Genomic DNA, 21,983 nt, shown 5'->3' with positions numbered 1-21,983 from the left:
CCACGTATCAATCGTCCGATTCATGACGAATGCACGGCTCGACTCTGTCAGGAAGGGAGGTTCTGACGCCCTTCGGCTACTCAATTCCCAAGCGCATAAATGACCAGTTTGCGTAAAACTTAGCGTCTGTATGTAGGTACTTTGGGGGACATCAATCGCCCTCTTGACAGACGAATTGTCGAGGGACATCATGACTCGCACCGGGCCCAGTCGACAGATCTGAGCCGACCACAACGGAGCGGACGGGAATATGGATGCAACACACCTCACTGGCAGGCGGCGGGCGCGATCGAAAGTCCTCGCGCTGCTCACCTCATGTCTGATCGTCCTCGGCGTGGTTCTGTTTCCCGCACCAGCCATGGCCTACGTCACGAACGGCTGCTCGTGGCCTCAGCGACCCGTGGCATGGAATAGAGCCACAACCGGCAGCTATGGGACCGCCGCCGACGGCGCTGCATCCTCCTGGTCCTCGTCCACAGACCTCAACATGACGATGAACTACTCGGCCAACCTGAAGTTCACTGACAAGAACAGTGGCGCCAACGGATACGACGGGTACTCGACATGGTCATGCCCGTTCGGAACGCAGATTAGCTCTGAGTCGTGGTTCAACACCTATTACGTGAGCGGGTGGACAGTAACCAAGCTACGGGCCGTTGCTGTTCATGAATTCGGACATGTCCTGGGCCTGAGTCATGTAACGAGCACCAACCAGATGATGTACAACTGCGCCGCCTGCGTCTACAACTCCTACGGCTACTACACCCCACAAAGTGATGACAAAGCCGGAATGAACGCCATCTATTGATTCGAGCCTGGAGAAACATCATGAAGAGAACAAAACTCCGTCACGGAGCCACTTTCCTCGCCGCGCTCCTCCTCGCCTCATCGGTCGCGGGCTGCAGCCCAGGGGTGCAGAAGCTCGACGGTTCACGGCACGAGATCTTCTCGTCAAACCAGGAGCTGATCGAAGCGAGCGAGGTCATGGTCACGGGCACCGTCCTCTCGCAGCAGGAGAAGACGATCGGCGATGATCTCGCTCCCACGACATTCTCCGAGGTCGAGGTCATTGCGAGCTTCACACCTGAGGGACTCGCACGGAACACGCCCGAGAACTCTGCTCCTCAGATCCGCGCAGGCGACACGATCACCGTAATGCAACTCGGAGGGAAAGGCTGGGACACACCCTATCCCCTCCTCGCCGAGAAGCAGACCTATCTACTCTTGCTCAACTCAAGCGGTGTCGAGGGCGTCGACGGGTACTACACAGCCGGCGGACCAGCGGGCATCTTCACGCCCACTGCGAGCGGATTCGAACCAACCTCCACCGATGGAGACAAGCTCACCGCCATCAGTAGCGCAGATCTCAAAGGACTTCCACAGCAGTAACCAGCCGAACCGAACCCTGAGGCCTCCCCGATCGTGTCGACCGGGGAGGCCCTCCTTTCGCGCCACACGGATCCACTCGGCAATCCAGAGCCGGGACCAAACTCGTACGCCCGTGCGGTGATCGTTGCGGGCATGCCAGTGCTGTCGAAACTCATCGACAAGCGCTGTGCACACTGACCGGCAGAATCACACCATCCGTAGAAATACGGTTACCCCGCCGTGGGCGGCTTGTTACGTTGGCCGCGGGGAGTCACCCTCTCCACTCGAGCGAACCGATTCTTGGAGGAAATCATGTGCAGAGACACACGCTGGGGCTTCGCCTTCGGACTTCTCGGCTGGGCGATCATTCACGACTACTGCCTCTACAGCTGATCCCGCCGCTGCCATCGCGGGTGCAGGTCACGGCCGTCTCCGGTCGCCGTCGCGCACGAGCGCGGCGGCGTGAGAGCGACTGCGGGCGCCCAGCTTGGCGAGCACGCTCGACACGTGCGTCTTCACGGTCGGCACGCTGATCCCCAGCCGCTGGGCGAGCTGGGCGTTGGACCACCCCCGGAGGATGCCGTCGAGCACCTCCTGCTCGCGCGACGTCAGCTCGGGCAGCGCAGGGGTCGCGAAGTCGGGCGGACTCCCCACGCCCTGTGCCGCCGCGGCGAGCGCACGCCGCGTCACCCGGGGGTCGAGCGCCCCTTCACCCGCGGCGACCGCACGGACCGCGGCGACGAGAGACGACGCATCCACGGTCTTGAGCAGGAACCCGGCCGCACCGGCCCTGATCGCCCCGAACACCAGCTCGTCCTCATCGAAGCTCGTCAGCACCAGGACGTCGCTCAGGCCCTGCTCCACGATCTCGCGCGTCGCGGAGACGCCGTCGCGCCCCGGCATCCGCAGGTCCATGAGCACCACGTCGGGGCGCAGGGCTGCGGCGTTGCGCACCGCCACGTCTCCGTCGGCGGCCTCACCCACCACGCGGATGCCGTGCGACTCGAGCATGATGCGCAGGCCCGCGCGGATCGCACCGTGATCGTCGGCGAGCAGCACGGTCGGGGCGCTCATACCGCCCTCGCGGGCAGCTGCGCCTCGACCAGCCAGCCATCGGCGTGCGGCCCCGCGGAGAACCTGCCGCCCAGCGCCTCCACCCGCTCGGCGAGCATGCTCAGGCCCCAGCCGCCGCCCTCGTAGCCGGCCGAGACGAGAGGCGCTCCACCCCGGGACTCCACGCGCACCGCGATCACGGCATCCCTCTCCTCCATCGTCACATCGACCTCCGCGCCTCCGGCGTGACGGAGGCAGTTCGACAGCGCCTCGCGCACGACGCGCACCACGGCCTGCTCGGTGGGACCCGTCAGCGTCGTCACGCCGTCTGCCGACACCCGCACCCGGAGTCCCGCGCGGCGCGCATCGTCGGCGAGCGCCTCGACATCGGCCAGCCGGGGCGTCGGCGAGAGCTCTCCGTCGCCCCTCCGCAGCACGGCGATCATCGAGCGCAGCGCTCCGTGGGCATCGATGCCGGCATCCCGCACCGCCTGCAGCGCCGCACGATCGGCCCTCTCGTCGGCCGGCGTCGACAGCGCGGCCTCCGCCCTGATCGCCATGGCCAGCACGTGACCGGCGACGACGTCGTGGAGCTCCTTCGCCATGGTCTCCCGCTCGCGCAGCACGGCCTCCGCACGATCCCGCACCGCCGCGGCCGCCGCCTCCTCTGCGCGCTGGCGGTGGAGGTCGGCGAGCTCGTTCGCCTGAGACACGGCGACCGCCCACCAGTAGTCGGTGCCGACGAAGGCCCCGAACTGGACCGCCACCAGGAACGCCATGGGGGCCGAAGCCTCCGACACGAGGAGCGCGACCACGAAGAGCACCACGACGCTGAGGATCATGGCGATGAGGATCCTGCGCCGCACCCGCGGGGAGGCCAGGAACGCCGCCGTCCACAGCACGTCGAGGAGCACGACGAGCGGGCCGAGCCCGCCGGTGGTGAACAGGTCGACCGCGAACACGACCGTCGCGGCGATCAGCGAGAGCCACGGAGCGCGGTGCTTGGTCAGGACGAGGATGCAGGCGGGGAGCGCCGTCGCCAGAGTCCACCAGGGAGAGGCATCCGCGGGGAGCACCGAGAAGATGCTCCAGATGCCGCTGAAACCGAGGAACGCGGCGAGCGCGCTGAGCAGGGCGATGAGGAGGGCGTCGACCGGCCGCCGATGCGAAAGATACCACTCGCGGATGCCGCCGACCCTCGCCTCCTCCATGCGTTCATGCAACCACGGCTGGCCGTTCCCCGCATCCGACCAAGGTATGAGGAGCCGCGGGTGCGACCGCGACCTTCGCCCGATCCGCGCGGGGGCGAGCGCGGAGAGGCTGATCGCATGGAACTCTTCGGCGGACTCCCGCTCCCCCTCTCCCTGGCACTTCTGGCGCTGATCGACGGGCTGAGCGTCGGCACGCTGCTCATCCCCGTGTTCCTCCTCCTCAGTCCGGGTCGCGTGCGGGCCGGACGCATCCTGCTCTACCTCGGCACCATCGCCGCGTTCTACCTCGTGGTCGGACTCCTCTTCCTCTGGGGCCTGGTCAACCTCGTCGACGTCGCCTCCGACTTCCTCTCCTCCTCGGCGGGGCTGATCGTGCGCCTCATCGTCGGCGCCGCGCTGCTCGTGGTCGCGTTCGCGATGCCGACCGGCTCGAAGGCCCGCGAGGCCGCGTCGGCATCCGCGGCCTTGGGCGCCACGGCATCCGCGGCCTCCGGCACAGCGGCTTCCGGCGCCACGGCATCCGACGGTGCCGTATCCGCCGCGCGCACCGATCCGCTCACCCCTCCTCCCGCGGCTGCCGCTCCTCCCGCCGGCGGCGCCGTCCCCGCGCCCACCCCATCGTCCGGACGCATCACGCGATGGCGCGAGCGCCTGCTGGACCCGCGTACCCGGGGAACGGCGGTCATGGCGGTCGCGATCGCCGCCGGCTTGGTGGAGGTCGCGACGATGCTCCCCTACATCGTCGGCATGACGATGCTCGCGGATGCCGGCGTGAGCACGCCGTTTCGCGTGCTCGCGCTGGTGGGCTACTGCGCGCTCATGGTCGCCCCCGCCGTCGTCCTCCTCGTGCTGCGCATGGTGGCCGCCCCTCTGGTGCAGCGGCCTCTCGAGCGCTTCGCCGCGTGGATGGAGCGCACCGGCGCCGAGAACACCGCCTGGATCCTCGGCATCATCGGCTTCCTGATCGCACGCTCCGCCGCGACGGAGCTCGGGATCTTCGAGGCGATCGGGACCATGCTCGACCGGTGACCGTCCCGACGGTCCGGCGCGACCGGACGCGGTCGCGACGAAGTAGGCTCGACGGGTGCGTCTCGTCATCGCCCGCTGCTCCGTGGACTACACCGGGCGGCTCAATGCTCATCTCCCTCTCGCCACGCGCCTGCTGGTGCACAAGGGAGACGGAAGTCTGCTCGTGCACTCCGACGGCGGCAGCTACAAGCCGCTGAACTGGATGAGCCCGCCGTGCTCGCTCTCGCCCGAGGAGCCCGGTGAAGAGGAGGCCAGCGCTGGTGTCGTCGAGGTCTGGCGCGTCACGCACAAGAAGACCGGCGACGCGCTGCGCGTGCAGATCTACGAGATCCTCCACGACTCGAACCACGACCTCGGCATCGACCCCGGCCTGCAGAAGGACGGCGTCGAGGCTGATCTGCAGCGGCTCCTCGCCGAGCAGGTCGAGCTCGTGGGCGAGGGGACCACGCTCGTGCGACGCGAGTACCCCACGGCGATCGGCCCCGTCGATCTGCTGGTCCGGGATGCCGAGGGCGCGGCCATCGCGATCGAGGTGAAGCGCCGCGGCGACATCGACGGCGTCGAGCAGCTCACCCGCTACCTCGAGCTGCTGGGCCGCGACCCGCACCTCGCCCCGATCACCGGCATCTTCGCCGCGCAGGAGATCAAGCCTCAGGCTCGCGTGCTCGCGGAGGATCGCGGCATCCGCTGCCTCGTCCTCGACTACGACGACATGAAGGGCATCGATTCGGGCGCGCCGCGCCTGTTCTGACGCTCTGCCGCCCGCATCGCGGTCAGGAGATCAACGCCCCTGTCCGTCCGGGCGCTCGGCGATGAACATCGACCTCTTGAGCTCCAGGACGTGCGCCCGCGCGGTTCGCGCGGCCCCGAGAGCATCCCCCTCTTCGATCGCCGCGAGGATGCGCCGATGCTCGTCGTTGCTGTCGCGCAGGTACGCGATCGGGTACGGCACGAAGTAGTCGTAGAGCTGGTCGGCGATGCGGCTGTGTTCGGCGAGAGCCCAGTCGAGGCCCGAGGCCGAGGCGACAGCACGATGGAAGGCGCGATCGGCGTCATGGAACTCCGCCCAGTCCCCGGCAGCCACCGCGTCCTCCAGAGCCTGCGCCGCCTCGTCGAGCGCCCGCGCTCTCGCTCCGTCGCGCACGGTTCCTGCCGCCTCCGCCGCCAGGGCGGACTCGATCAGCGCGCGCTCGTCGATCAACTGGATCACGGTCGACGTCCTGTCGCGGAATCCGCGCACGGAGTCGTCCTCCTGCCACGTCCGCGGATCGATCGGATCGCTCACGAAGGTCCCGCCGCCCCTGCCGCGACGGCGCTCCAGGATCCCCTGGTCGGCGAGTGTGCCGAACACGCGCCGAAGGGTCATCAGACTGACGTTCAGCGCCCGGGCCGTGCTCTCGTGCGGCGGCAGCTGCTCGCCGGGCTTGAGCAGTCCCAGCTCGATCGCCAACAGGATCCGTGCGCGCACCGCATCCGTCGCGCTGAGCGGCCGGACCCCGTCCAGCGGGCCCGAGGCCAGGACGTCGCGTTCCGCTCGTTCGGTCATCGGCGCCCCTCTGTGTCGATCCGTGCCCGCATCGGATCCCGAGCACTTCCACCGAGGGTACGCCCGCGTCGCCGGGCCCGCCTAACCCTCCTGCCGCGCCTCCGCGAGCCGGTTGCCCCCGCCGAGCGCGACCCCGAGGAGGAAGACCGCCGGCGGGAGGCAGGCGAGGAACACCGAGAGTCCGACGCTGCCTCCGGTCACGAGCGTGAAGTTCGACAGCACGACCCACCCAGCGGCGATCAAGCCGATCACCGCGGCGGCGGGCACCAGCACCGTCGTGACGACGTGTCCCTCCCGCAGTGAGGGATGCCGGCGGAAGAACACCAGGACCGCGATGCTCGTCATGAGCATGAGGAGCACCATCCCGACGGTCGCGACCCCCGCCATCGAGCCGAACACTCCCACGAGAGGCTCCACGCCTCCGATGATGAACGCCACCATGATGACCGTCGCCGTCACCGTCTGCACGAGCGAGGACACCGCCGGCGAGTGGTGCCGCGGGTGCACGGTGCCCCAGCGCGCCGGGAGGACGCCCTTGCGCGACAGGGCGAACTGGTAGCGGGCGATGACGTTGTGGAACGAGAGCACGCAGGCGAAGAGGCTCGTCACGAGCAGCACCTGGACGATGTCCTGGACCAGCCAGCCGAGATAGCGACCGGTCATGTCGGTGAGCATGTTGGCCTCTCCCGCCAGCGTCGCCGTCGCGAGATCGACGATCCCCTGCCGGCCCCCGCCCACGACCATCGCCCAGCACGACAGGCAGTAGAAGACGCCGATGATGATGACGGCGAGGTACGTCGCCCGCGGAATCGTCCGCTCCGGATCCCGCGCCTCGTCTCGGAACACCGCGGTCGCCTCGAACCCGATGAACCCGGTCAGCGCGAACAGCACGGCGACCGAGAGCCCCGGCGCGAACGCGTTCGCCGGGTCGAAGGTGTCCCACACGATCCCCTCCGCGCCTCCGGTCGCGAAGATGACGGTGTCGAGCACGATGACGACGCCGATCTCCAGGACCAGCGCGATGCCGAGGACCTTGGCCGACAGATCGATGTGCCGATACCCGAGCACGGCGACGAGCGCGACGGCGGCGAGGGAGTAGACGCCCCAAGGGATCGCCGGGCCGCCGAAGTGCTGCACCAGATCGTCCACCGCCCAGCCGAGATAGCCGTAGATCCCCACCTGGATGGCGGTGTACGCGAGGAGCGACACGAACGCCGTTCCGAGACCGGTCCGGCCATCGATCCCCTTCGTCACATAGGAGAAGAACGCGCCGGCCTCCTTCACGTGCGGCGTCATCTTCACGAAGCCCACCGAGAACAGCAGCAGGACCACGGTCGCGATCACGAAACCAACCGGGGCGCCGATGCCGTTGCCCAGGCCGATCGCGATCGGAGCGTTGCCGCCGATCACCGTCAGCGGCGCGGCCGCGGCGATCACCATGAAGACGATCGAGCCGGTGCCGAGCCTGCCGCGGAGCCGGTGCTCCGTGGTCGTCTGATCTGCACTCATGAACTGTCCCTCTCGGTCGTGATCCGGGTGCGGATGCCGGGCGTCCTGCCGGCTCCTTGGGGGTCGGGGGCGACGACGAGTCCTGGGCGCCGGTCCCGAAGATACGGATTGCGCGCCTGAGCGCTGCGCACCTCCGCCGGGTCGATCCTGGCGAGGAGCAGCGCGCGCTCCTCCGGGCCGGCGGCGGCGAGGACGCGGCCGGAGGGGTCGACGATCGAACTCAATCCGACGTAGTCCAGCTCCTTCTCGGAGCCGATGCGATTCGCGTAGGCCACATACACCTGGTTCTCCCAGGCGCGGGTGCGGATGACGTGCTCCGCGATGAACTGGTACGGCGCCATCTGGGCCGTGGGCACCAGCACGACGTCGGCGCCGGCGGAGGCGAGCGCGCGGACCGTCTCGGGGAACTCCACGTCGTAGCAGATGAGCAGGCCGATCCTCACGCCGTGCAGCTCGACGATCGGACCGAGGGCGTCACCCGGCTCGAAGAGCGAGACATCCAGATCGCCGAAGAGGTGGGTCTTGTCGTAGCGCGCCACGACATCGCCGTCCTCCGACACCAGGACGGCCGAGTTGGAGATGCCCGCCGCAGCGGGCAGTCCCGTGCCGACGAGGAGCGCGATCCCCTCGCTCCGCGCGATGTCGCGGATGCCGTCGACGAGCTCGTCCCGCACGACATCGGCCAGCTGCGCTCCCACGTTGTAGCCCGTGAGGTACATCTCGGGCGTCATGAGGAGCTGCGCACCCTGTGCCGCAGCATCCCGCGCCGCCTCGCGGATGAGACGGAAGTTCGCCTCGACGTCGGCGCCGACGCCCTCCGCCTGGAGCACGGCGACAGTGAGTCCGTTTGAATAGCTCATTGCGAACACTTTAGCCACGCGCGGGCTTCCCGTCCAGAGTCAACCTCGGGCCCCCGCCCAGGGCTCTCGGCGAACGAAGAGACTCCGCCCACGGCCATCCGGGCAGAGAAGGTGCCCGTAGGCTGGAGACATGCCCCACTCCCCCTATACCTGCGTGCTGTGGGACGTCGACGGCACCATCATCGACGCCTCGGTCGGCATCCTCCGCCGCCTGAACGTCGCGCTCACGCACTTCGGCCACCCGGCGCCGACGCGGGACGACCTGGTGCACTGGATCGGCCCGCCGATGTTCCAGTCCTTCCAGGTCCAGGCCGGCATGACCCCCGAGGAGTCCGCCGACGCCGTGGCCTTCTACCGCTCGCTGGGCAAGGCCGACGGGTACACCACCGACGTCGCGACCTATCCCGACGTCCCCGAGATCATCCGCGAACTCCACGCCGCCGGGGTGCCGCAGGCGACCGCGAGCTCGAAGCCGGAGAACCAGGTCGACGCCCTCGTCGACCACTTCGACCTGCGCCCGTACTTCCTCGCCACGGTGGGGGCGACACCGGATGAGGCGACGCTGGCGTCGAAGGCCGACATCGTCGTCGAGGCGCTGAAGCGGCTCCGTGAGCGCGGCGCCGACACCTCGCGCCCCGTGCTGATCGGCGACCGGCACCACGACGTCGAGGGCGGGAACGCCAACGGGGTGCCCGTGATCTTCGTCGAATGGGGCTTCAGCGACGAGCATGAGGGAGACGATGCCGCGTTCCGCGTGTCATCCCCCGACGAGCTGAAGGCCCTGCTTCTCGTCTGACTCCGTCGATGCACCGCCCTCTCGGAGGGAGACGGTTCGCAACCCGCTCGGAGGGAGACGGTGCGCCCGCCCGTTCAGGAGGAGAACTCCGCCTCGGGAGGAGGAATCCGCGCCGATCCTCAGCCCGAACGCGCGAACTCAGCCCGAACGTGCGACCGGTAAAGCCCCCAGAAAGCACACGACTCCCCGCCGGATGCCGCAAAAGCGGATCCGGTCGGGGAGTCGTCGAGTATTCCGACCTCAGAGAGGACGGATGTTCTCGGCCTGCAGGCCCTTGGGGCCCTGCGCTACATCGAACTCGACGCGCTGGTTCTCGTCGAGCGAGCGGTAGCCGGATGACTCGATGGCGGAGTAGTGCGCGAAAACGTCAGCGCCGCCGTCGTCGGGGGAGATGAAGCCGAAGCCCTTCTCCGAGTTGAACCACTTGACCGTGCCCTGGGTGCTCATGTACTGCCTGTTCTGCTGATGAAGAAGCCGACGCAGGTATGCCCCGACATCGCTAACGCTAGTGGAGCAGCGGCTGAGTGGAAGGGCCGGGGTCACCCCGTAACAGAAATGTTGCACGAGCCGTCACACCGCGTCACAGAGGATCCGCGGAAAACTCGCCCGGAAAATTGTGTGGCCCTCACCGCGGGGGGAGCGATGAGGGCCGAAGACGACCGGAGGGTGCGTCAGAAATAAGCGTACCCCCTCCGAAGAGGTTTTGTCCCCCATTTGGGGGACATTCTCGAAAAATCTCAGCGGAACGATAGCGGCCCCCTCGAGCAGCCCATTGGGGACTGAACTACTCGAGAGGGCCCAATCGCATGCACGGACCGTCTTGCCTCTGGGGAAGGCTTCCCGTCTTCTGGGGAAAGACGGAGACGATCGATTCCCCTGTGCACGCACCTACACCATAGGGGACGGACGACGATCCCGCCACGATCACGTCACCGGTGAGAACAGGCCTGGAATCCCCCTCGACGAAGGGGTACCCTGCGGACGCGACCGCCCATAAAATGTGGTCGTGCTGAGAGATTCCTCACCGCAGTTCCGCGAGGCGGGCGGCAACGCCGAGCGGCGGAGACTCGCGCTCATGCTGCGTGCCGCCATCATGCGCGGAGACTTCCCGGAGGGGAAGCTCCCTCGGGAGTTCGAGATCATGCGCGACTACGACGTCAGCCGCGCGGTCGTCCGAGACGTGCTGCAGCAGCTCAAGGAGACGGGCGTGGTCAGCCGCACCCACGGGGTGGGCACGCACGCCGACATCGGATCCGTCTTCGGTCTGTATGAGTTCCATGGCGTCGACGTCATCCCGGAGCAGTCGACCTATCCGCGCGTGGTCGACCGCACGATCATCCCCATACCTCCGGTGGCGAAGGAGCGGATGCCGGAAGCCGGCCCGCAGGTGCTGCGAGTCGAGTACCTCGCCGCCCCCGCCGACTATGCGAGCGCCGTCTCCACGAACTACTTCGCCCTGCCGAAGGCCGCGAGCCTCGAGACCGCGCCGTTCGGCCACAACATCTACCAGTTCCTCCACAACGGCGGACTGCGGCTCTCGTCCTCCGAGTTCCTGATCGGCGCGATGCTCGCGGACCAGTCGGTGGCCACGCGATTGAGCGTGCTGCCCGGTAGCCCGCTGCTGAGCCTGGAGCAGGTGATGTACGACGAAGACGGCGTGGCGTTGAGCTTCTCCACCGTGGCCCTGCGGGCCGACAGAGTCGCCTTCTTCTCCCGCGTCGGACGCTCCGACGGCGGCGATGCCCTCCGTCCCTTGAACGAGAGCGCGGTGCCCGACCTCGGTTTCGGCTGATCCGCGGAGACGCGGGCGGCATCCGGCTCAGATCGCCGCTGCGCGCGTCCGTCGGCGCAGCCGCCCCTGACTGACGGCGATGCCGAGGATCACCACTGCAGCTCCGGCCGGCTCGTTCCAGGAGATGTGCTCGCCCCGCACGAGGACGCCGAGAGCCACTCCGATCACCGGCGTGAGGTAGGTCACCGTGGATGCGCTGGTGGCACCCCACGCGGTCACGATGTTCGTGTTCCAGACGTAGGCCACGCCCGTCCCCAGAACGCCGAGGGCGAGCACCGCGACGATGACGGGGGCCGACAGGTAGACCTCTCCGCGAGCGACGACCGGAGAGAGCACCAGCATCACCGCCGCTCCGAGACCGACCTGCACCGTCGCGACCGGTATCGCTCCGAGCCTGCGCGGCGTGACGAACCGGCGGAGGTACACGAACGCGATGCCGTAGCTGAGGGTGGCGCCGAGACAGGCGAGCTGGGCGAGCACGGATCCGGCGCCGAGCCCCTCCCACGGTGCGAGGACGACGACCACTCCGAGGAAGCCGACGAGGATCCCGAGCAGGGTCGTCCTGGTCGGACGCTCCTCACGGAGCGCGATCAGCGCCACCAGCATCGTCATCAGCGGGGTCGTCGCGTTGTAGATGCTCGCGAGACCGGAGGAGATGTCCTGCTGCGCCCACGCGAAGAGAAGGAAGGGGATGACGCACAGCAGCAGCGCCACCACGAGCAGGTGCGCCCAGATCGTGCCCGGCGGCGGCAGCCGATGACGGCCGATGACGCAGACCGCCGCGAGCGCCAGCGCTCCGGCCACGAGCCGGCCGAGCACGACCTGCGCAGGGGAGACCCCGGTCAGCGCGATGGCGACGAAGAGGAAGCTCGCACCCCAGGTGAGAGCCAGCAGGATGAACGGCAGCAGCACGCCGCCGCGCCGGATCTGCGTGGCGCCCGTGGCTGCATCCGTGTTCGGCATCCGCTCTCCTCCGCATCGACGTCCCGCGTCGCTGCGTCCAGCCTGAACCGCTGCCGTGCGGAGCGCTGGCGGGTATCGGCCATCGCACCCGACACCCCCCGGCCTCCCGACGCTCCGCCAGGCCCGACAGGCCGACAGGCCGACAGGCCCGTTGCTCGTCTACCGAACTGCGGGGCGCGGCCGCGCGATCGTCACGGCGATGGCGAGACCGCCGATCAGGACGGCGAAGGCGCCCCAGGGCAGTGCGGGTGCACCCGGCGCCGAGGGGAGGGAGATCCGATCCGCCTCCGCCGTGTGCGCGTCGACGCGTTCGCCGCGGACCAGCAGCCTGTGGGTGTTGACCCCGGTGGGCGTGCAGGTCAGCAGGGTGACGTAGTCGTGCCCCGGCGACTGCCGCAGCAGATCGCCGTCGTCGGGGAGCACGGTCTTGATCTGGTCGACGCGGTAGACCAGCGTCTCGCCGGCGACGTCGATCGCGAACTCGTCGCCCAGAGCGAGCTCGTCGAGACGCGTGAACAGACTCGCCCCGGGGATCCCTGAGTGACCGGTCAGCACGGAGTGCGTCCCCTCCCCGCCGACGGGGAGGCCGGAGCCGTACAGGTGGCCGATCCCGTGTGCGAGGGTGTCTTCGTCTGTGCCGTGATAGATCGGCAGGTCCACCCCGATCCCGGGGATGCGGATGCGCGCCATCGGAGCTCCGGGAGCGAGCGAGAGCTGCTGCAGGTAGTCCGCGCGTCCGTCGTCGACGTCGTCTGCCCCGCCTTCCGCATTGAGCGTGTAGGGATCACGGAGCGGTCCGTCGGGAAGATGCTCGTTGTAGTCGCGGGCCGCGTCGATCATTCCGCCGAGCTCGGAGGAGGTCGAGTCGGATACCGCCTGCGCATACCCGGAGACCGTGGACGCGTGGGTGAGGTCGCTGATCCAGGTCGCTCCGGAGGGGTAGGCGATGAGGCCCGCCCCCGCCATCACGATCACGGCGACGGCGATGCTCATCGGAGACCACCGACGCCCGACGGATGCACGCCGGGCACGACGCGTGAGCGGAGTCGCGTCCTGCGGTTCGGCGGTGACGATCATGAGGAAGCTCCGGAGTCGAGGTGGGGGCGACCCGATAGGCGAGTCGCCCCCGAAGACGGTTCGGTTCGAGCCGATCCGCCCCAGAGGCGGGGGCGACCCGGGGAGGTGGGTCGCCCCCGAGGATGATCCGGTTCGAGCCGCATCATCCCCTGGAGAGGGGACAGCCGGGGAGAGGAAAAGGCTGCCCCCTCGATGGCGGCGGTGTGGGGACTCCGCCGTCTCGGGTGGTCAGGCGTTACGACGACGCTTCACGACGAGGAACACGACACCACCGGCGATGAGGCCGATGCCGGCCAGGTAGAGCAGACCGGTGCCCGTGCCACCGGTGAACGGCAGCTGGAAGCCGCCGTTGTGCGGCACGTTGGTCACGGTCAGATCGATCCCCGCTGCCGTCGTGGCGGCGGTGACGGTGAACTCGATCGGAGCGGCGAGCAGCTCGTAGCCGCTCGGCGCCTGCACCTCGACGAGGTAGTACTGCAGGTAGCCGGCGTCACCCGGTGCGACCGTGGCACCGTTGGCGAAGTCGCTGTACCGCAGACCCTCGATCGTGAGGGTGCCGTCCGCGTTCACGACCTCGAACTCGGTGTCCCCGTTCAGGGTGACCGGGTTCGTCTGCGCCGCGGCATCCGCCGCCGAGGTGAACACCTGGAACACGGCTCCGGTGAGCGCCGCGCCGCCCTGACCGACCTTCGCGACGGTCAGACCGCCCCACCGGGTCTCGACCTCGGGGGTCGTGGTGGGTCCGCCGGGCTCACCCGGGTCGATGTCGAAGCTGGCGGCGTTCGGGTAGACGAGTGCCTGGTTTGCGATCTCGCCGATGGTGTTCACCGTGGTGATGATGTCGACGACGACCTGCGTGGTGTTGTTCGCGGCGAGGATCGCGCGACCCGCAGCGGTGAACTCGACCGTGACGGCGTTCGTCCCTGCGTCGTGGACGATCGTGTAGTCGGTGCCCTCGGCGATCGCGGTGCCGTCGGCGAGCGTGACCGTGGCGGCGACGTAGTCGAGCTTGGGGTCGAGCACGTCGACGATCTTGAAGCCGTCGATCGGGTTCGCGTTGGGGATGTCCGACGTGATCGTGAACGACACCTCATCGCCCAGCTGCACGGCATCCGCATCGTCGACGGTCTTGGTGGCCGTCGTGATCGCGTTCTTCGGGTAGACGTGCACGTCGTACAGCCAGTTGTCCCGGTTGTCGGGATCGGTCAGCGGCACCGAGACGAGGAACGGCGCCGACGGCGTCACGCCCGCGGGGAAGCTGGTCTCCTCGACGAGGTACAGGCCGACGGGGAGACCGGTGAACGACGCCTGACCTGCGGCATCCGTCACCAGCGACGAACCCGCCGCGAGCGTGTATCCCGCGCCGGTGATCGAGCCTTCGGGATCTGCGGCGTCGAACACGCCCGACAGCGTCGAGGCGTTCGCCCAGCCGCTGTTGGTCGACAGGTCGATGCCGGTGACCTGCCGCACCTGGAACTCGACCCCGGGGAGCGGAGTGAGGCCCGTGGTGTCCACGGCCGTGCCGTTGTTCGGCAGACCGGTGGGCGTGTCAGGCGCTTCGAGCTTGTGCACGGTGATCGAGCCGGTGGCGTTCGGGTCGACCAGCGGCGCCGCTGCCGCCGGCGCCGCGAGGCCGAGCCCCAGGAGCACCGCGGCGGCGCTCGCTGCGAGGCCGACGCGGAGTCCGCGTCGTGCCGGATTCATGGTCTTCATGTTTCTTCCCCCTTGGGTCGGGTCTTGCGTTTCTCGGGTATTCGGGTGGGCGCGCATGTCACGCCCGGGGACCGCGTGAGGTGACGGCGAGTGCTCGTCGTCGTCGCGCGAGGTTGAGGGTGCCGGCGGTGGTGCCGGCGAGGAGCAGGGTGAGGCCGATCAGGTAGATCCAGGCCGTGCCGGGTCCTCCGGCGTCGGGGAGGTCGAGAGCGGGAACGTCTTCGACACGGATCGTGCGGATGCCGTCGACATCCACCAGCTGCACGTTCGAGGAGACACCGGCGCCGAGCGTGATCGTGCCGTCGGCGGCGACCGTGAACGGCACCCGCCCGGCCAGCAGCGCGAACCCGTCCAGCGCCCGCGTCTCCTCCAACCAGTAGGTCCCCGCCGTCAGCGTGACATCACGGAAAAGGCCCGTCACCGGAGAACCACCCGACACCGCCGCCGGCACCGAATCCACCACCGCCGTGCCCCCGGACGCGACGGAGAAGATCGCCCACGACGACCCGTCCATCGGCACCACAACACCGGTCGACGCCTCACCGACCTTCTGGACCTGCACCGGCGTCGGCGTCACCTGCGACGTCGTGCACGCCGCCCCACACGGCTGCGGCGGCGTCGGCTGCCCCGGCGCACCCGCCGTTCCCGACACCACGTTCCGCAACGTCGACGACCACGCATCCGCCGCCACCGTCACCCGATACGTCAACACCGCTGCCGAGGATGCCGGCAGAGTGAACGACGCGGTCGTCAACTGGGTACCCACCGGGTCCGGCTCGGCGACAGGGGGTCCTCCCGCGATGACGAGCTGGGCGGAACCCGCGACGAAGGTCGCGTCGTCGAGCACATCGGAGAGATCATCCGTCAGCACAGTCCCCGACACCGGCACCGCCGAGGTGTTCGTCGCCGTGACACGGTAGGTGATCACCTCACCCGGCTGCACTCTCGCACCTGCGGCGAGCGGGTCGGCGCCGCGCAGGGCTTGCTTCGCCAACGTCCAGGTCGGGATAGGGGTGTTCGTGAACACGCACACGATGTGGGAACCGGTGTTCGACCCCAACGGCATCGTCACCGACCCGCTCGCTCCGGATCCGGACGCGACCAGTGCGTTCCCGTTGAGTGAGTCGCGGCACTCCCACGTCGTTCGGTAATTCGCCAGCACCGCGCCGCCGCTCGGCGTCTCCGTGATCGTGTAGGTGCGGCCAGGAACCCCGACGACCGCACCCGCCGTCGCCGATGCTGCCGTCTGCAACCCCGTCGATGTGCCCGACGTCGTGCCCGCGTTTCCCGACGCCACACCGTTGCCGGTGATCGTGACCGTGAACTGATCCCCCGTCGCGTACCGCCCCACGAGGTCCTTCCGCAGCGTCAGCGTGCTGTTCAACGTGCACGAGCTCAGATCGCTGACCAGCGTGTTGTTCGTGCCGTTCGGGTTCAGGATCGTCGCACTCGACACCTGGGCTCCCGAGTTCGGATCCACGCGCGACAGCACCCGCGTCGCCGCCGTGTGCTGCGTGTACAGATACCCGTCGCTGCCGAACGCGATCCCCTGGAACTGCGCCGAGGCGGGTGCAAGATTCGCCAACAACCGCGACCCTACGAGACTCCCGTTGCTCGGCGGGGAATCCACAACCACCAGACGGTTGCCCGCTGCCGTTCCATTCGACATCACGATGAACGCCCGCCCCTGGCTGTCGAAGACCAGATCACCGTTCGCGCCGCTCCCGGTCGGCACCGCCACACGGAACTGCAGACCCAACGACGTGTTCGCAACGGGATCGAAGGCGAAGAACACGTACTCCGTGCCGGAAACCCCGCCGATGTAATACAGACCGTTCACAGGATTAACCGCACCCATGAAGAGATTGAAGGTCGCTTCCGGAATCGTTCCCGCCAGCGACGCCACACCCGTCGTCGTGTCGTAGCGATACACGTTCTTGGTACCCGACTGCGACGCCGCGTACGCATATCTCCCGTCGGCGGTGATCGCGAGGCTGTTCATCAGAGCGGAACCACCGGCCGGGAAGAACCCCTCCTGCACCGATGCTCCCGTTGCCCGGTTGATCGCCAGCACTGCACCGCTCGTGTTGAGGCCGTAGACCACATCAGCCGTGCACCGGAACCCCGCGGAGAAGGCGGCGGTCGTCGTGCTCTGATCGTTCGACGGATTGGGGTCGCGCTCGTTGCCGATCACTCGCGCCGCGTTCGTCAGCAACCCCGTGGTGGAGGCTGCCACTGTGCCGTTCACCGTGATGGTCCTGGTGGCTCCGACCGCCAGCCCTGCCAGTGCGCACCGGAGGACGCCGGTCACCACCGTGCACCCCGCGGTCGGCGAGGAGGCGCCCGTGATGCCGGCGGGCAGAGTATCGGTCACCTGGTAGCCGGAGGAGACGCCGGGGCCGTTGTTGGTGACGGTGAGCGTGTAGGTGATCGCCGCACCAGCGGTGTAGACCGCCGGACCGGTCTTCACGATTCCGAGGTCGACATCGAGCCCGGGTATCGCGGCGCCGTCGTTGTTGCCCGAGGCCGGCCCTGCCGTGGTCGACACGAGGGTGAAGGTCGGCGTCGCCGCCGTCGGGTTGGCGATCGCGACCTGATAGATGTTGCCGGTGGCGTTGTCGGACAGACCGATGTTCCCGTTGCCGTACAGCCACTGCGCACCGAAAGCCGCGCTCACGCCCAGCCCCAACGCCCATGAGCTCACCTGCCCCGTCACGGGGTTCATCCGGTAGATCCGGTCGGCCTGGCTCACCCCCCAGAGGAAGCCGTCCTTCCAGACGATGTCGGACAGGTTCGGAACGGCCGCCTGCAGAGTGATCCCGGTCGCGGTCCTCGTCGCCACGTCGATGGCGCCGATGTAGGTTCCCGCTCCACCCGTGTAGCGCACGTAGAGCACCCCGGCCGTCGCGCCCTGCCCGAAGGCGCCCTCGTTGTAGATCTGACCCGCCGGGGGAGTCGCGAGGCCGGAGATCGCACCGAGAGACGTGATCACCCCGCCCTGACCGATCCGGATCAGCGTCGTTCGGTTCGCCGTGTCCCGCTGGACCCCATAGAGGTAGTTGTCTGTCGTGTTGAATCCGATCGCGTTGTAGCCGATCGCCGCCGTCGCGCCGATCGGAGTGAACCCGACGGACCCCGCCGTCTGCTGCGCGGCGTAGAGCCTCGTGGGGACGTCCTGCGCGATGAAGACCGTGGGGACGTTCGGATCGAACGGGTCTCCCGGAGCGGCAGACGCCTGAAGTGGCCGCGACAGCGGCACCAGCGCCACCGACATGAGGATCGCGATCACGACGAGCGACAGTGGTCTCCGCCAGCTCCCCGGTCGATCGAGAGCCACGATGTCTCGTGATACGCGCACGGTTCCTCCCCAGATTCGGCTCGCGCCGAGGGGCGTCAACCAGAGGACTCGGGTATCACGGGAACGCTCCCAGCGCATACCAGGGAAAGCTAGTGAGCAGCCGGTGTCGAACGACAAGGGGCTCTGTCTCGTTTTGGTTACGCCGGAGAAAGTACCGGAAACAAGAGCCGTCATCTCTCGTTCCGCCGATTCTGCGAGTCCGGGATTCCCTCAGTACTGGGGATTGCCGCACGCCTCAGCCGCTTCGAACGCACAAAGCCGGCGGTGGTGCCTGCGAGGAGCAGGGTGAGGCCGATCAGGTAGATCCAGGCCGTGCCGGGTCCTCCGGCGTCGGGGAGGTCGAGAGCGGGAACGTCTTCGACACGGATCGTGCGGATGCCGTCGACATCCACCAGCTGCACGTTCGAGGAGACACCGGCGCCGAGCGTGATCGTGCCGTCGGCGGCGACCGTGAACGGCACCCGCCCGGCCAGCAGCGCGAACCCGTCCAGCGCCCGCGTCTCCTCCAACCAGTAGGTCCCCGCCGTCAGCGTGACATCACGGAAAAGGCCCGTCACCGGAGAACCACCCGACACCGCCGCCGGCACCGAATCCACCACCGCCGTGCCCCCGGACGCGACGGAGAAGATCGCCCACGACGACCCGTCCATCGGCACCACAACACCGGTCGACGCCTCACCGACCTTCTGGACCTGCACCGGCGTCGGCGTCACCTGCGACGTCGTGCACGCCGCCCCACACGGCTGCGGCGGCGTCGGCTGCCCCGGCGCACCCGCGTTACCGGTGACCACGTTCCGCAACGTCGATGACCACGCATCCGCCGCGACCGTCACCCGATACGTCAACGTGGCAGTCGCGCCGACGGGAAGCGTGAAGGGCCCCGCCGTCAAGACCGTCCCGGCAGGATCAGCGACCGCGACCGGGGCGCCCCCGCCGATGACGAGCTGCCCTGACCCCGGAACGAACGTCGCGTCGTCCAGCACGTCGGCGAGGTCATCCGACAGCGCCACGCCCGTGATGTCGACCGTCGCCGCGCTGACCGCGGTCACGGTGTAGGAGATCTCACTCCCGGGGTCGACGACGGCCCCCTGGGCGAGCGGGACTCCAGCGACCGACGCGGACTTCGACAACGACCAGGTCAGAACGGGCTGGATCAGCACGGTCGCCGTCGCCTGGTTCGAGATGACCCCGCGACCGTCCTGGGTCGTCCCCGCCGCGGTCGCCGTGTCGTCGATGCGACCATGGCCGACGTCCGCGTTCGTCGCGACATACGTACCGGTGCACACCGTGCTCTGCCCCGGGTTCAGCGCCGTGACCGGGCAGGTCGGACCAGACGTCAACGCCCCCGCAGGCGCCTGCTGCACATCGGTCACCACGATGTTCTGGATGCGCACGTCAGAGATGTTCTTCACGGTGAAGCTGTAGGTCACGGTCTGCCCCGCACCGGTGATCACCGCCGGACTCGGCGCCTTCGTAATCGTCAGACCGACGCACTGACCCGCATCCTGAACAGCGCTCGCCCCGTAGAACTGCGGTCCTCCCGACAGCACCGTCGTGTAGGAGAGCATCGCCGTGCTCGCCGCCGTGGGCAGAGTCGCCAACGGGATCCGGTTGATCTGTCCGCTCGGCGCGGCCATGAAGAAGTTGCCTCCGGACTGCGCGCCACCCCACATCGCCGGAACGGTGCCGATCTGCGTCATCGAGCCGTCGGGATGAATGCGGTAGACCCGCGAGTTCGACAGGTTTCCATCAAGAGGGCGCACGCCGAAGGCGAGGATGTCGCCGTCCGGCAGCACCGTGAAGTCGCCCGCAGAACTGATCTCGTTCGGGAACTGCGTCCACAGCGTCGTGACCCCTGTATTCACATCCAGCCGATAGATCGCCCTCGACGAGTACGACCCCACCAGCAACGTGTTCACGTCCAGCGCCGCCAACGCGTTCAGGCTGTACAGAGTCGCACTCGGACCCGGAACCGTCGCCTGCGTCAGAATCGGCCCCGTGATCGCGACCGACGCGAGCTCGGCGCCCGTCACAGGATCGATCCGCCGCAGCACCGGCGTCTGACCCGTGCCACCGTCGTAGTCCACCCCGTACAGCGCGCTTCCGTTGCTGCTCCACGCGATATCGCCGTACTGGCGGATCAAAGGCGTCGACGAGACGAGCTGGAACGTCGTGGGGTTGTATTGCTGCAGAGCATTCGCTGTGTTCGTCCACACCGGCACCGCCACACATGGATCGAAGGAGAAGAACCTCACCGCAGCGCAGGCCGGAAGGTCGATGCCCAGATGGGCGGTGATGTTCGCGGCGCAGTTGGTGTACGTCCCCGCGGTGTTCGAGGTGACATCCAGGGTGATGGTGCACGACGCCTGCCCGGCGTTGAGCCTCCCGTTCGACACGACGACGGATGATGCCCCTGCGGCCGCGGCGACCGTCGCGGTGCACGTGCCCCCCACGTTCGCGGGAGAACGCACGACCAGGCCGGCGGGGAGGGAATCCGTGAACGACCAGCCGACCTTCTCCGCGAGCTCACTGGTGTTGGTGACCGTGAGCGTCAACGTCGAGACGCCGCCCGTCGGCACCGAGGTCGGACTGAACGACTTGTCGAGCTGCGGGGTCACGTCCAGGACGCGGATGTTGTCGAATGCGCCGTCATTGCCGATCCCGTTGCCCTGGACATTGCGCATGGTGATGCCGAGGGTGGCGCTTGTATAGAGCATCGAGCCGTTCGCCGTGAAGCGACCGTAGCTGACAGAGCCGCCGAAGGCGGTCGTGGTCAGCCGTCGCGAGTCCGTGCAGGGGTTGATGGCCGAGCTGGAGACCGGTGTCTCCGTGCCTGCCGCGTTCGTCAGGTAGAACCGGAGCGACGGCTGGTTGCCGGCGCCGCAGTTCGTCGCGGCGGCATCCACAGAGAAGGTGATGAATCGCCCGTTCGACGGCACCGAGAGCTGTGAGCTGATGAACTGACGGGCGTTCGCTGGACCATTCGAGGAGGTATTGCTCGACACCGCTCGATTGGTCGTCGTGTTCTGCGGGCTGTTCAGCAGTCCGAGGGCCGCCGCTTTGCGCTGCACCTCGGTCCACTCGGTCGCACGGCCTGCGCAGACGCTCCCACCGGGGAACGCGTTGGCCTGGCTCAGGATGAAGCCGTTGCACGCGGTGGCGTCGAGCCAGAACGGATCAGCCGAATAGGTCGCTCCGGATGCGGAGACGTAGCTCTCGAGTTCTGTGATGCCCGTCCCCTGTTGGAAGTCCTCCTGGAAGAGGACGGACGGCGCTCCGGGCACACCGGGAGAACCGGGGGCGGCCGATGCGGTCTGAGTTCCGGTGGTCGCGTCGACCACGCCGAAGAATGCGACGAGCATCGCCACCACGGACACCGCAGCACTGACACGGGTGGTCCGCGAACGACGGATGCCGGCGCTGCGGACGGGGCCTCTCAACGGGTTCACGAGCGTCCTCCCCAGAACGGTGCGGCAGAGCCTTCGACCCTCGGGTGGGTCGGAGTCGGGTTCTCTGCGATCGCAGGGGAAAGCTAGCGACGGCCGTCGTCTCGCCACCAGAGTGCCGGGGTTGCGCTAGCGTTGCGCCTCTCGGAACCCCGAGATTTCCAGGGTCTGATCAACGTTCCGCCGTTTTCGGCCAGGCGCGGTTCCCCCAGTTCGAGGGGTTGCGTTCGTTGCGCCGGTCATGCGCTGGTGTTCCGTCGGC

The 21,983-nt window shown here is 68.2% G+C and carries 17 protein-coding genes; 6 read left to right on the top strand and 11 right to left on the bottom strand.

Annotated features, from left to right (window positions below; translation table 11 throughout):
• The first annotated feature begins 487 nt into the window (after window positions 1–487).
• The gene (locus tag ACFY5A_RS05835; protein WP_341940722.1) at window positions 488–808 is read left to right on the top strand and encodes a matrixin family metalloprotease; all 321 of its coding nucleotides are present in this window, start codon (window positions 488–490) and stop codon (window positions 806–808) included.
• Between the two features lie 20 nt (window positions 809–828).
• Window positions 829–1,389: a hypothetical protein gene (locus tag ACFY5A_RS05830; RefSeq protein WP_387232329.1), complete on the top strand. Its 561-nt coding sequence runs from the start codon at window positions 829–831 to the stop codon at window positions 1,387–1,389.
• Window positions 1,390–1,788: 399 nt separating this feature from the next.
• Here ACFY5A_RS05830 and ACFY5A_RS05825 read toward each other — a convergent pair whose 3' ends face one another.
• Both ACFY5A_RS05825 and ACFY5A_RS05820 read right to left on the bottom strand, forming a co-directional pair.
• Window positions 1,789–2,442, bottom strand: coding sequence for a response regulator (locus ACFY5A_RS05825; protein ID WP_387232327.1), 654 nt, complete (start codon window positions 2,440–2,442; stop codon window positions 1,789–1,791).
• Entirely contained in the window at window positions 2,439–3,632 is a 1,194-nt protein-coding gene (locus ACFY5A_RS05820) for a histidine kinase (protein WP_341940725.1), read from the bottom strand. The genes ACFY5A_RS05825 and ACFY5A_RS05820 overlap by 4 nt, the downstream gene beginning before the upstream one ends.
• Window positions 3,633–3,749: 117 nt before the next feature.
• Here ACFY5A_RS05820 and ACFY5A_RS05815 point away from each other — a divergent pair, with 117 nt between their 5' ends.
• Together ACFY5A_RS05815 and nucS are read left to right on the top strand one after the other, a co-directional pair.
• Entirely contained in the window at window positions 3,750–4,661 is a 912-nt protein-coding gene (locus ACFY5A_RS05815; protein WP_387232324.1) for a GAP family protein, read from the top strand.
• 55 nt (window positions 4,662–4,716) lie between these two features.
• On the top strand, window positions 4,717–5,412 hold the full coding sequence (gene nucS, locus ACFY5A_RS05810; protein WP_105673469.1) for an endonuclease NucS: 696 nt from the start codon (window positions 4,717–4,719) through the stop codon (window positions 5,410–5,412).
• 30 nt (window positions 5,413–5,442) lie between these two features.
• Here the strand turns inward: nucS and ACFY5A_RS05805 are convergent, their stop codons facing one another.
• From ACFY5A_RS05805 to ACFY5A_RS05795, 3 genes are all read right to left on the bottom strand, one after another.
• Window positions 5,443–6,207, bottom strand: a complete 765-nt coding sequence (locus tag ACFY5A_RS05805) for a GntR family transcriptional regulator (protein ID WP_341940727.1) — start codon at window positions 6,205–6,207, stop codon at window positions 5,443–5,445.
• An 81-nt stretch (window positions 6,208–6,288) separates the two neighbouring features.
• Entirely contained in the window at window positions 6,289–7,716 is a 1,428-nt protein-coding gene (locus ACFY5A_RS05800) for an APC family permease (RefSeq protein WP_223587426.1), read from the bottom strand.
• A complete protein-coding gene (locus tag ACFY5A_RS05795; protein WP_387232322.1) occupies window positions 7,713–8,576 on the bottom strand; it encodes a carbon-nitrogen hydrolase family protein in 864 nt (287 codons plus the stop codon). The genes ACFY5A_RS05800 and ACFY5A_RS05795 overlap by 4 nt, the downstream gene beginning before the upstream one ends.
• 130 nt (window positions 8,577–8,706) lie before the next feature.
• Here ACFY5A_RS05795 and ACFY5A_RS05790 point away from each other — a divergent pair, with 130 nt between their 5' ends.
• Window positions 8,707–9,372 (top strand): HAD hydrolase-like protein, encoded by a 666-nt coding sequence (locus ACFY5A_RS05790; protein WP_341940729.1) that lies wholly within the window; start codon window positions 8,707–8,709, stop codon window positions 9,370–9,372.
• A 240-nt stretch (window positions 9,373–9,612) separates the two neighbouring features.
• Here ACFY5A_RS05790 and ACFY5A_RS05785 read toward each other — a convergent pair whose 3' ends face one another.
• On the bottom strand, window positions 9,613–9,819 hold the full coding sequence (locus ACFY5A_RS05785) for a cold-shock protein (protein WP_046014597.1): 207 nt from the start codon (window positions 9,817–9,819) through the stop codon (window positions 9,613–9,615).
• A 559-nt stretch (window positions 9,820–10,378) separates the two neighbouring features.
• Between ACFY5A_RS05785 and ACFY5A_RS05780 the strand changes: the two genes are divergently transcribed.
• Window positions 10,379–11,164: a GntR family transcriptional regulator gene (locus ACFY5A_RS05780; protein WP_341940730.1), complete on the top strand. Its 786-nt coding sequence runs from the start codon at window positions 10,379–10,381 to the stop codon at window positions 11,162–11,164.
• 27 nt (window positions 11,165–11,191) lie between these two features.
• On the opposite strand, the gene ACFY5A_RS05775 is transcribed toward ACFY5A_RS05780, so the two are convergent.
• The 5 genes from ACFY5A_RS05775 to ACFY5A_RS05755 all read right to left on the bottom strand — a co-directional run bounded on the left by ACFY5A_RS05775 (window position 11,192) and on the right by ACFY5A_RS05755 (window position 21,724).
• Entirely contained in the window at window positions 11,192–12,127 is a 936-nt protein-coding gene (locus ACFY5A_RS05775) for a DMT family transporter (protein ID WP_341940731.1), read from the bottom strand.
• Window positions 12,128–12,286: 159 nt separating this feature from the next.
• Window positions 12,287–13,204: a class C sortase gene (locus ACFY5A_RS05770; protein ID WP_387232319.1), complete on the bottom strand. Its 918-nt coding sequence runs from the start codon at window positions 13,202–13,204 to the stop codon at window positions 12,287–12,289.
• 228 nt (window positions 13,205–13,432) lie between these two features.
• Complete coding sequence (locus tag ACFY5A_RS05765) at window positions 13,433–14,917, bottom strand: SpaH/EbpB family LPXTG-anchored major pilin (RefSeq protein WP_341940733.1); 1,485 nt, start codon at window positions 14,915–14,917, stop codon at window positions 13,433–13,435.
• 58 nt (window positions 14,918–14,975) lie between these two features.
• Window positions 14,976–18,275 (bottom strand): DUF6923 family protein, encoded by a 3,300-nt coding sequence (locus ACFY5A_RS05760; protein ID WP_387232316.1) that lies wholly within the window; start codon window positions 18,273–18,275, stop codon window positions 14,976–14,978.
• Window positions 18,276–18,445: 170 nt separating this feature from the next.
• Entirely contained in the window at window positions 18,446–21,724 is a 3,279-nt protein-coding gene (locus ACFY5A_RS05755; protein ID WP_387232314.1) for a hypothetical protein, read from the bottom strand.
• Window positions 21,725–21,983: the final 259 nt, after the last annotated feature.

It is taken from the genome of Microbacterium sp. NPDC012755, assembly GCF_042901325.1.
GTDB classification, from domain to species: Bacteria; Actinomycetota; Actinomycetes; order Actinomycetales; family Microbacteriaceae; genus Microbacterium; species Microbacterium natoriense.
The sequence above is the reverse complement of the archived record's forward strand: the minus strand, read 5'-3'. Positions and strand labels throughout refer to the sequence as shown.

Bases quoted from the DNA above. Each gene is read 5' to 3' on its own strand.
- ACFY5A_RS05795 (WP_387232322.1), bottom strand. From the start codon at position 8,576: ATGAGCTATTCAAACGGACTCACTGTCGCCGTGCTCCAGGCGGAGGGC.
- ACFY5A_RS05825 (WP_387232327.1), bottom strand. From the start codon at position 2,442: ATGAGCGCCCCGACCGTGCTGCTCGCCGACGATCACGGTGCGATCCGC.
- ACFY5A_RS05800 (WP_223587426.1), bottom strand. From the start codon at position 7,716: ATGAGTGCAGATCAGACGACCACGGAGCACCGGCTCCGCGGCAGGCTC.
- ACFY5A_RS05770 (WP_387232319.1), bottom strand. From the start codon at position 13,204: ATGATCGTCACCGCCGAACCGCAGGACGCGACTCCGCTCACGCGTCGT.
- ACFY5A_RS05805 (WP_341940727.1), bottom strand. From the start codon at position 6,207: ATGACCGAACGAGCGGAACGCGACGTCCTGGCCTCGGGCCCGCTGGAC.
- ACFY5A_RS05785 (WP_046014597.1), bottom strand. From the start codon at position 9,819: ATGAGCACCCAGGGCACGGTCAAGTGGTTCAACTCGGAGAAGGGCTTC.
- ACFY5A_RS05820 (WP_341940725.1), bottom strand. From the start codon at position 3,632: ATGGAGGAGGCGAGGGTCGGCGGCATCCGCGAGTGGTATCTTTCGCAT.
- ACFY5A_RS05815 (WP_387232324.1), top strand. From the start codon at position 3,750: ATGGAACTCTTCGGCGGACTCCCGCTCCCCCTCTCCCTGGCACTTCTG.
- ACFY5A_RS05790 (WP_341940729.1), top strand. From the start codon at position 8,707: ATGCCCCACTCCCCCTATACCTGCGTGCTGTGGGACGTCGACGGCACC.
- ACFY5A_RS05775 (WP_341940731.1), bottom strand. From the start codon at position 12,127: ATGCCGAACACGGATGCAGCCACGGGCGCCACGCAGATCCGGCGCGGC.
- ACFY5A_RS05835 (WP_341940722.1), top strand. From the start codon at position 488: ATGACGATGAACTACTCGGCCAACCTGAAGTTCACTGACAAGAACAGT.
- ACFY5A_RS05830 (WP_387232329.1), top strand. From the start codon at position 829: ATGAAGAGAACAAAACTCCGTCACGGAGCCACTTTCCTCGCCGCGCTC.
- ACFY5A_RS05765 (WP_341940733.1), bottom strand. From the start codon at position 14,917: ATGAAGACCATGAATCCGGCACGACGCGGACTCCGCGTCGGCCTCGCA.